General features: G+C 69.3%; 8 protein-coding genes. 4 read left to right on the forward strand and 4 right to left on the reverse strand.

Features of this window, described 5'->3' with window-relative positions; genetic code table 11:
• Positions 1–25: 25 nt before the first annotated feature.
• Together FHT32_RS24970 and deoC are read right to left on the reverse strand one after the other, a co-directional pair.
• Entirely contained in the window at positions 26–2,458 is a 2,433-nt protein-coding gene (locus FHT32_RS24970; protein ID WP_176667272.1) for an aldehyde dehydrogenase family protein, read from the reverse strand.
• Between the two features lie 5 nt (positions 2,459–2,463).
• Entirely contained in the window at positions 2,464–3,522 is a 1,059-nt protein-coding gene (deoC, locus tag FHT32_RS24975; protein ID WP_176667273.1) for a deoxyribose-phosphate aldolase, read from the reverse strand.
• 226 nt (positions 3,523–3,748) lie between these two features.
• Here deoC and FHT32_RS24980 point away from each other — a divergent pair, with 226 nt between their 5' ends.
• The 4 genes from FHT32_RS24980 (at position 3,749) to FHT32_RS24995 (ending at position 7,687) form a co-directional block, all read left to right on the forward strand.
• The gene (locus tag FHT32_RS24980; protein ID WP_176667274.1) at positions 3,749–4,537 is read left to right on the forward strand and encodes a DeoR/GlpR family DNA-binding transcription regulator; all 789 of its coding nucleotides are present in this window, start codon (positions 3,749–3,751) and stop codon (positions 4,535–4,537) included.
• Between the two features lie 110 nt (positions 4,538–4,647).
• Positions 4,648–5,169, forward strand: a complete 522-nt coding sequence (locus FHT32_RS24985; protein WP_176667275.1) for an Lrp/AsnC family transcriptional regulator — start codon at positions 4,648–4,650, stop codon at positions 5,167–5,169.
• Between the two features lie 37 nt (positions 5,170–5,206).
• Positions 5,207–6,628 carry a DUF2314 domain-containing protein gene (locus FHT32_RS24990; RefSeq protein WP_176667276.1) on the forward strand — a complete coding sequence of 474 codons (1,422 nt, stop codon included), beginning with the start codon at positions 5,207–5,209 and terminating at the stop codon, positions 6,626–6,628.
• Between the two features lie 129 nt (positions 6,629–6,757).
• A complete protein-coding gene (locus FHT32_RS24995; RefSeq protein ID WP_176667277.1) occupies positions 6,758–7,687 on the forward strand; it encodes an SMP-30/gluconolactonase/LRE family protein in 930 nt (309 codons plus the stop codon).
• Here FHT32_RS24995 and FHT32_RS25000 read toward each other — a convergent pair.
• Both FHT32_RS25000 and FHT32_RS25005 read right to left on the reverse strand, forming a co-directional pair.
• The gene (locus tag FHT32_RS25000; protein WP_176667278.1) at positions 7,684–8,616 is read right to left on the reverse strand and encodes a DmsC/YnfH family molybdoenzyme membrane anchor subunit; all 933 of its coding nucleotides are present in this window, start codon (positions 8,614–8,616) and stop codon (positions 7,684–7,686) included. The genes FHT32_RS24995 and FHT32_RS25000 overlap by 4 nt on opposite strands.
• Positions 8,617–8,624: 8 nt before the next feature.
• Positions 8,625–9,266, reverse strand: a complete 642-nt coding sequence (locus FHT32_RS25005) for a 4Fe-4S dicluster domain-containing protein (RefSeq protein WP_176667279.1) — start codon at positions 9,264–9,266, stop codon at positions 8,625–8,627.
• Between the last annotated feature and the right edge of the window lie 212 nt (positions 9,267–9,478).

Genomic DNA, 9,478 nt, shown 5'->3' on the forward strand with positions numbered 1-9,478 from the left:
GATAACAGGAACGAGGGCTGCACGCTCATTCGCCATAGGGAATCCAGATGTTCTTGACCTGTGTGGCATGCCGCAGGAACGCCGGGCCTTCGGCCGATGCAGGGTCGTGCCAGTCGGTGGCCAGGCCGTGGTCGACGAGCGTGCGCTTCAGGTTGCCCACCGACAGCCGCTCGGCATCGCGCGACAGTTCCTTCGCGCCGAAGACCCAGAGCGCATCGACGTCGTCGTGCTCCGCCAGCGTGCGCACGAGGCTCGCGGCCGGGCCGGTCACGATATTGACGACGCCGCCCGGCAGGTCGGAGGTTTCGAGCACCTGGTAGAAGTCGGTGGCGACCAGCGCGTGCTTCTCGCCCGGCACGATCACCGTGCGGTTGCCCATGGCGAGGTTGGGCGCCAGCAGGCTCACGAAGGACAGCAGCGGCGCCTCGTCGGGGCACACCACGCCCACCACGCCGATCGGCTCGACCGTGGCCAGCGCCACGCCGCGCAATGGCGGCACATGCACCGTGCCTTCGTACTTGTCCGCCCAGGCGCCGTAGGCGAAGAGGCGGCTCACCGATGCATCGACCTCGGACTGCGCGGCCTTCGCCGCAACGCCGGTGAGACTAGCGATGCGCGCGGCGAACTCGCCTGCGCGCGCCGAGAGGTTCTCCGCGAGGTAGTACAGCGCCTGCGCGCGGCGATGCGGCGTTGCGCTCGACCAGGCTGCAGCCGAACGCGCGGCGGCGACTGCGTTGCGGATGTCCTTGCGGTTACCGACGCCCACCTCGCCCACGCGCTGCCCGTTTGCGGCGAAGACCGGGCGCGAGAGCTCGCCATCGGGCCGCACCTGCTTGCCGCCGATGAAGAGCTTGGCGGTGCGGTCGATGGCAGGCAGCGCGAGCACAGGCTCGTTCTTCGCGTCCGCTGCCGCTTCGTTCGCTGCAGTGGCTGCACCAGCCACTGCAGACGAACGCGGCTTGCGCTCGGCCCACGCGCGCGGCTTCAGGTATTCGTAGCAGCCCTCTCTCCCGCCCTCGCGGCCGTAGCCCGATTCGCGGAAGCCGCCGAAGCCCACGCCAGCGTCGAACAGGTTGGTCGCATTGACCCACACCACGCCAGCCTGCAGCTGCGGCGCGATGCCCAGCGCGAGGCCGATGGTCTCGCTCCACACGCTGGCCGCGAGGCCGTAGCGCGTGTTGTTGGCCAGCGCGACGGCTTCGTCGGGCGTGCGGAAGGTCATCGTCACCAGCACGGGACCGAAGATCTCTTCGGTCGCAACGGTGGATGCCGGCTGCACGCCCGTCAGCAGCGTCGGCGGGAAGAAGCTGCCGCCCGGCGGCAGCGCGCCCGGCGCCTGGTAGCAGCTCGCGCCCTCGCGCACGCCGGTGGCCACGAGCGAACGCACGCGCTCCAGCTGCGTGGGGTCGATCAGGCTGCCCATGTCGATCGCCTTGTCCAGCGGCGAGCCCACGCGCAGGGTCTGCATGCGGCGCTTGAGCCGCGCGATGAAATCGTCCGCAATGCCTTCCTGCAGCAGCAGCCGCGAACCGGCGCAGCACACCTGGCCCTGGTTGAACCAGATCGCATCGACCACGCCTTCCACCGCCGCATCGATGTCCGCGTCGTCGAACACGATGAACGGCGACTTGCCGCCCAGCTCCAGCGTGAGTGATTTGCCAGTGCCCGCCGTGGCAGTGCGGATGATCCGCCCCACTTCCGTCGAGCCGGTGAACGCGATCTTGTCCACGCCCTCGTGCGCGACCAGCGCAGCGCCGGTGGCGCCATCGCCCGTCACCACGTTGAGCACACCGCGCGGCAGGCCGGCCTGCGCAGCGAGTTCGGCGAAGAGCAAGGCGCTCAACGGCGTGAACTCGGCGGGCTTGAGCACCACGGTATTGCCCAGTGCGAGCGCAGGCGCGATCTTCCACGCGAGCATCAGCAGCGGGAAGTTCCACGGAATGATCTGGCCGACCACGCCCAGCGGCACCTGGTCGGCGAACTCGCGCTCCTGCAGCTGCGCCCAGCCGGCGTGGTGATAGAAGTGGCGCGCGGCCAGCGGCACGTCGAGGTCGCGCGTCTCGCGGACCGGCTTGCCGTTGTCCAGCGCCTCCACCACCGCGAGCAGGCGCGCATGGCGCTGAACCATGCGGGCGAGCGCATACAGATGCCGTGCGCGGCCATGGCCGCCGAGCGCGAACCAGCCGGGCTGCGCTGCGCGCGCGGCCGCCACTGCGGCGTCGACGTCCTTCGCCGAACCTTGTGCGATGCGCGCGAGGCGCTGGCCGGTGGCCGGCTCGGCCGTGTCGAAATGCGCGCCCTCGACAGCGGACGTGAAGCGCCCGTCGATGAAGTGGCCGAAGCCTTCGGCATGGCGCGCGAGCCATTCGCGCGCGTCGGTGTCGCTCTCGGGCGCGGGGCCGTAGTCCATGGTGTCGAAATAGCGTGCGACGCTGCTGCTGCTGCTGTTGTTGCTCATCGGGCTCATCCGATCGGGTGGCGGTTGTAGGCCGAGTAGCGGCCGGTGACGTGGTGCTCCAGCTGGCGCTCGATGTCGGCCAGCAGCGTGGAGGCGCCGATGCGGAACAGGTCGGGTTCGAGCCAGTCGCGGCCCAGCTCTTCCTTCATGAGCACCTGGTAGTCGAGCGCGGTCTTCGCGGTGGAGACGCCGCCAGCGGGCTTGTAGCCCACGCGCAGGCCGGTGCGGGCCTCGTACTGGCGGATCATCCGCAGCATTGCCAGCGTGACCAGCGGCGTGGCGTTCACGCCCTCCTTGCCGGTGGAGGTCTTGATGAAATCGGCCCCGGCCATCATGCAGACCATCGAGGCCTTCGCGACGTTGCGCAGCGTCTTGAGCTCGCCCGTCGCGAGGATCGCCTTCACGTGCGCCTCGCCTGCCGCGCGGCGGAAGTCGAGCATCTCGTCGTAGAGCTTCTTCCACTGGCCCGCGAGCACGTGCTCGCGGGTGATGACGATGTCGATCTCCGAGGCGCCGTCGCGCACCGAGGCCTCGATCTCCTTGAGCTTCAGCTCGTGCGGGATCAGCCCCGCCGGAAAGCCCGTGGACACCGCCGCCACCGGAATGCCGGTGCCCGCCAGCGCCTCGACGGCCGTCGACACGAAGCGGTGGTACACGCACACCGCGCCGGTGTGCAGCTTGCGGTCGGCAAAACCCAGCGCGGCCAGCAGGTCGGGGCGCACCGGCATCGCGGCCTTGGCGCAGAGCCGCTTCACGCGCTCGGCAGTGTCGTCGCCGCTGAGCGTTGTCAGGTCGATGCAGGTGATGGCCTTGAGCAGCCAGCCGGCCTGCGCATCCTTCTTGACCGAGCGGCGGCCGGGCAGCGTGGCCACGCGGCGCTCGGCGGCGGAAAGGTTGAAGCGGATGCCGTCGATCCAGCCGAGGTCGAATGGCTGGGCGGTGTTGCGCGCGGCAGCGGTGTGGGTCTGCGCAGGCGTCTCGGCGGGCGCCTGGGGCGCGGCCGCAGGCGAAGCCGGACGCGAGCGCACCGCGCCGCTGGGGCGAACGAGGGAAGTGGAGGTCATGGATGGGCGGGCGCCGTGGCGCGCAAGTGCCGCGAGTGCGGCGGGACGGCAAGGGGCATGTCTTTTGTCTCCGGGGCCCGTCGCATCGCATCGCGGCGGGCCTTGGTGTTCGTGTTGGCGTAAATGTTATTACAACAACATTTATACGCGCAATTTGTTTTTCAAACAACATTTAAACGGCATGCAATGCCCGATACTCCGGCAGGTGGACCTGAGGAAACCGAACATGAGAAGAACCGCCGGAGCGGAGGCCCGGGCTGTGCGCCTGGCCAGGATGCAGGAACTCGTGGAAGCCGGCGGCCCGCTGCCCATCAAGCAGGCGGCGCAGCAGCTCGAGGTGACGGAGATGACGATCCGCCGCGACCTGGCGTCGGCCGAATCGCCACTTTCCGCTCTGGGAGGCTACGTGCTCGCGACCACGCTGCCGGGCGCCGAGCGCTACTCGCTCGACGAGGCCAGCGACCAGCACGCGGCCAACAAGCGCCTGGCCTGCGAGCGCGCCGCCGAACTCGTGCAGCCGCACGACAGCCTGTTCATCGACTGCGGCACCACCATGGTCCATTTCGCGGAGGCGCTGCCGCCCGAGATGCCGCTGAGCGTGGTGTGTTACTCCACGAACATCGCGCAGGTGCTCAGCCGCCGCCCGAATACGCAGTTGATGCTGCTCGGCGGCCTGTACCACCCCTCCTCCGCCACCTTCTTCTCCGACGAGGGCCTTCAATACCTCGCCAGGCTCGGCGTGAACAAGGCCTTCATCTCGGCGGGCGGCATCGACGTGGAACGCGGCGCGAGCTGCTCCAACTTCCACGAAGTGCCGGTGAAGCAGGCGGCCATCCGCAGCGCGTCGCAGAGCTTCCTGATCGTCGACGAGAGCAAGCTCGGCACGCTGCGCCCCGCCTTCTTCAGCCCGCTCGATGCCTTCGCGCGCATCGTGGTCGGCGGCTCGCCCGAAGCCTCGCTGAAGAAGCAGTTCAAGGACCTGCCGGTGGAATTCGCGCGCACCTCCGACGCATAGCAGGAGCGCCGCCGGTGGCCGGGGCGCGACATTGCGCTGCCGCATCGATCAAGGAGAATCGCGACGACGGCCGGGATCGGCATCCGATCCCCCGAACCCCACTACCCGCGATGAATGCCGGCCCTGTTTCCCTCGACGAGCACTGCCTCAAGATCCTCTCCGCGCTGCAGCACGACGGCCGCCAGACCGTGCAGCAGATCTCCGAGGCCGTCGGCCTCTCGCCCACGCCCTGCTGGAAGCGCATCAAGGACATGGAAGCCGCCGGCGTCATCCGCGGCTACACCACGCTGGTCGACCCCGAACTCGTCGGCCTGCACGTATCTGCCGTGGCCGAGGTGAACCTCGACCGCCACAGCGAAACGATGGTGCAGCGCTTCGAGGAGGCCGTGGCCGCCAGCCCGCAGATCATCCGCTGCGTGTCGGCCACCGGCCCGGCCGACTACATCCTCAACGTGACCGTGCCCGACATGAAGCACTACGAGCGCTTCCTGCACGAGGTGCTGTTCAGCCTGCCCGGCGTGACGCACGTGCGCTCGAGCATCGTGCTGCGCGAGATCAAGTCGGAAACCGCGCTGCCGCTGGACCACCTGCTTCCGGGCACGCCGCGCGCCGCGGGTTCGCGGCGGGGCTAGCGCTCCCGACGATAACGACGACGACAACAACACGAACATGAACCTGCCGTTTCGCCTCGCACTCACCGCGCTCGTTCTCTCGATGAGCACCGCCCCCTTCGCCGCGACGTCGGCCACGCCGCCGGCCGCAACGCAGGCCGCCGCCAAACCCGTCCCCGGCACGCCGGTGGCCGCAGGTTCGCCGCAACAGACCGGCCCCATCCGCTTCCAGTTCGCCATCTACTACGCAAAGGCCCCAGCCACCGACCCGATGGCCGCGCTGCGCGGCGCGCTCGGCAAGACCGGCGGCAGCCCGAAGCTTCTGGCGTCCATTCCGACACCCTCCTCGGTCACCGCGCCCCTGGTCTTCGCGAACTGGAACACCACCACGGTGCTGAAGGACTACCGCGCACCCGACATGGAATCGCTGCAGCGCTTCGGCCGCGGCATCTCGCGCGAGCAGGCGGAAGCGCTGCAGAAGGCCGACAAGGCGCTGATCCTCGATTTCGCGCACCCCGCGCAGCAGTCTTCCGCCGCCATGCAGAAGGCGCTGCAGGTCGTCCTGCAGGTCGCACGCGACACCGGCGGCCTTCTGTGGGACGAGGAAACGCGCGAAGTCTTCTCGCCCGACGAATGGCAGAAGCGGCGCATCGACACCTGGGCCGGCGGCCTGCCCGACGTTTCGCAGCACATGACCATCCACGCCTACCGCAGCGGCGAAATGGTGCGGGCCATCACGCTCGGCATGGGCAAGTTCGGCCTGCCCGAAGTGGTGGTGAGCGATTTCTCGTGGTCGAGCAACCGGCCCATGGGCAGCCTCGTCAACGCCTTCTCGCAGGCGATGGCCGAGGGCATCACGCTGGCGAAGCCCGGCCAGTTCGACATGGACCTGCGCGCGCTCAGGCATGCCGGTGCGCGCGACCCGTTGCTCACAGGACTGAAGTCCAACGCTGCCACTGTGGCAAGGCTCTCGCTGGTCAATGGCACCTGGGAAAGCGGCGATCCGCAGAACAGGCTCTACGAGATCCGCTTCGACCGCTACAAGGGTCCCGACCGCTACGCGCAGCAGACCGCCATGCTGGTCTCGGTGTTCGGCGCCGACGAAGATTCGGTCACCCGCCTCAAGCACAACGACGAACTGCTTGCCGCCAGCAAGGCTGCGAATGCGCAGCTGCCCAAACTGCGTGAGGCTTTTGCCAAGGGCCTGCAGCCGGGCGAGTACATCCTGGTGAAGGCCCCGTTCACCACGACCGGCGGCGGCAACGAATGGATGTGGGTCGAGGTCGCCCGCTGGAACGGCGACGCCATCGAGGGCCTGCTGAAGAACGACCCGGTCGATGTTCCGGACCTGCGCGCCGGCCAGATGGTGAAGGTCTCGCAGGCCAAGGTCTTCGACTACATGCGCATCTATCCGGATGGCCGCCGGGAAGGCAACGAGACTTCGAAGATCATCGCGCGCATGCAGGGCGCAAAAAAGTAGCATCGACGGCTCCAGCCGCGGCCGGCTGTCCGCCGGGGATGACGAGACGGTGAACGCGCATCCCCGACCGGCACGCATCAAACCGATCTGGCGCAAACTGGAGGCCGCCCGATCCCCGAGGAGCCCCCGATGCGCATCCGCGAACTCGCCACCGGCCTGCAGTTTCCAGAAGGTCCGATCGCCATGGACGATGGCTCCGTGCTGCTGGTCGAGATCGCGCGCGGCACGCTCACCCGCGTGCGCGCCGACGGGCTCGTGCAGGTGGTTGCCGAGCTGGGCGGCGGGCCGAACGGCGCGGCCATCGGGCCCGACGGCGCGGTCTACGTCTGCAACAACGGCGGCTTCAGGTGGCACACCGAGGCCGACGGCTGCCTGCGGCCGGTTGGCCAGGCAGAAGACTATTCGGGCGGCCGCATCGAACGCGTGAACCTCGCCACTGGCGGCGTCGAGCGTCTGTACGACACGATCGACGGCGGCGCGCTGTGCGGCCCTAACGACATCGTGTTCGACGCACATGGCGGCTTTTACTTCACCGACCTGGGCAAGGTGCGCGAGCGCGACATGGACCGCGGCGGCCTTTTCTACGGCCACGCCGACGGCAGCGCCGCCAGCGTGATCGCGCGGCCGGTGATGACGCCCAACGGCATCGCCCTCTCGCCCGACGACGGCACGCTCTACTACGCCGAGACCGAGGGCGCCCGCGTCTGGGCCTTCGACATCACCGCGCCGGGCCGCGTGCGCAAGGACGGCTGGCCCTCGCCGCACGGCGGCCGCATGCTCTGCGCCTCGCCAGGCGGGCACTACCAGCGCTTCGACTCGATGGCGGTCGACGCGCTGGGCAACCTCTGCGTGGCGACGCTGCTGCACGGAGGCATCAGCATCGTGGCGCCCGACGGGAGCACGGTCGAACACGTGCCGCTGCCCGACCGCTACACCACCAACATCTGCTTCGGCGGACGCGAGCGGCGCACGGCCTACGTCACGCTCTCGGGCAGCGGAAGGCTGATCGCCATCGACGACTGGCCCACGCCCGGCCTCGCGCTGAACTTCGAGGCCTAGGAAACGACCTGGTAGTACAGGTTCTGCGGATGCCGGGCCTGCGCGAAGAAGAACCAGCGCTCGGCCAGCAGCCCCGGCGCCTGCACCAGCACCGCCAGCACCCACGGCAGTGCGCCCGCACCCGCCATGCCCCACGCCAGCAGCAACGCGGGCAGCACGAAGGCCAGCAGCAGGAAGCCGAGTTTCATGTTGCCCAGCACGGCGAGCGAAGCGCCATGGAAGAACTCGCGGGTGTTGAACGAGCCGGCCGACATACCCATCGACTTCTGCACCAGCTTCTGCGCGCGGATGCCAGTGGCCGACTGCAGCGTCGACTTGTGCCGGATGCCTGCGTTGCGCCGCAGCGCAGTGCCGCGTGCAGCCCACGCCGCCAGGGTGGCGACGAGCGCACAAGGCCCGAACACCTGCACGAAGCGCGCTTCGCCGGCCAGCGCCGCCATCGCGCAGGCCAACACCAGCCCCGACGACAGCCCGATCAGCGTGAAGTTGACGATGGTCAACGGATGCGCCCATTCCTCGATGAAGCGCAGGCAGGCGTAGATCATCGCGGTGCAGTACCAGAGCAGCACTGCGCCGCACAGCGTGAGCAAGGGCAGCAGCCACGACCACGGCGCGCCCATGCCGGCCCGCAGCGACAGCCACCACAGCGCCACCAGCGCGATGAAGGCCGGCAGCACGATCACCTCGCGCGACATCCACGAGGTGCGCCACATCCGCACCGCGCGCCACGCGCGCGTCTTGTGGCCCAGGTGCATGAAGGATGCGGCGAGGCCCGCCACCAGCAGCACCTCGGCCACGCCCAGCGCAAGGCCCAGGAAGCCCGGCGCGAGTTCGAGCCCGAAGAGCACGGCCAGCGCGAGCGCGACCACCAGCCCCTGCGCAGCGCCGGCCAGCGTGGTGAAGAAAAGAATCGAGAACGCGGGATGCATGGTGCGGCCTACTCCAGCCCTTGCGTCGACGATGTGATGCGCCGCGGCAGGTAGCGGTTGGCCGGGTTGGTCTCCCACTCGGGCATCAGCTGGTAGCCGCCGCGCTCGCGGATCGCCTTCGACACTTCCGACTCGGGGTCCTTCACGTCACCGAAGAGCCGCGCGCCGGTCGGGCAGGCCTTCACGCAGGCGGGCTTGCGGTCTTCCTTGGGCAGCTGCTCGTCATGGATGCGGTCCACGCACAGCGTGCACTTGGTCATGACCTGGCGCTCCTCGTCGAGCTCGCGCGCGCCGTAGGGGCAGGCCCATGCGCAGTATTTGCAGCCGATGCACTTGTCGTAGTCGACGAGCACGATGCCGTCCTCCTTGCGCTTGTAGCTCGCGCCCGTGGGGCACACGGGCACGCAGGGCGGGTCTTCGCAGTGCAGGCAGCTCTTGGGGAAGTGGATGGTCTCGGTGGCCGGGAAGGCGCCGGCCTCGTAGGTCTGCACGCGGTTGAAGAAGGTGCCGGTGGGGTTGGCCGCATAGGGCCGCTCGTCGGCCAGCGGGCCTGCGCTGCCGGAGGTGTTCCATTGCTTGCACGAGGTGACGCAGGCGTGGCAGCCGACGCAGACGTTGAGGTCGATGACCAGTGCCAGCTGCTTGGCCAAGGTTTCGCCCTGCTCCGCGCGCTTCGTCGCATGCCTCCCTCCCCCGCTGGGGGAGGGTCGGGGTGGGGGCACATCGGCTTTCAACGCAACGAGGCTTCCAGTTCCAGCGCCCAGGGGGGGGGGGGGGGGGGGGGGGGGGGGCGGGGCGGGGGGGGGGGGGGGGGGGGGGCGGGGGGGGGGGCGGGGGGGGGCGGGCCGCCGCCCGAGCCCGC

It is taken from the genome of Variovorax sp. SG517 (assembly GCF_013376045.1).
Classification (GTDB): Bacteria; Pseudomonadota; Gammaproteobacteria; order Burkholderiales; family Burkholderiaceae_C; genus Variovorax.

Excerpts from the sequence above, each read along its gene's own strand:
- FHT32_RS24970 (WP_176667272.1), bottom strand. The coding sequence starts at position 2,458 with ATGAGCAACAACAGCAGCAGCAGCAGCGTCGCACGCTATTTCGACACC.
- deoC (WP_176667273.1), bottom strand. The coding sequence starts at position 3,522 with ATGACCTCCACTTCCCTCGTTCGCCCCAGCGGCGCGGTGCGCTCGCGT.
- FHT32_RS24980 (WP_176667274.1), top strand. The coding sequence starts at position 3,749 with ATGAGAAGAACCGCCGGAGCGGAGGCCCGGGCTGTGCGCCTGGCCAGG.
- FHT32_RS24985 (WP_176667275.1), top strand. The coding sequence starts at position 4,648 with ATGAATGCCGGCCCTGTTTCCCTCGACGAGCACTGCCTCAAGATCCTC.
- FHT32_RS24990 (WP_176667276.1), top strand. The coding sequence starts at position 5,207 with ATGAACCTGCCGTTTCGCCTCGCACTCACCGCGCTCGTTCTCTCGATG.
- FHT32_RS24995 (WP_176667277.1), top strand. The coding sequence starts at position 6,758 with ATGCGCATCCGCGAACTCGCCACCGGCCTGCAGTTTCCAGAAGGTCCG.
- FHT32_RS25000 (WP_176667278.1), bottom strand. The coding sequence starts at position 8,616 with ATGCATCCCGCGTTCTCGATTCTTTTCTTCACCACGCTGGCCGGCGCT.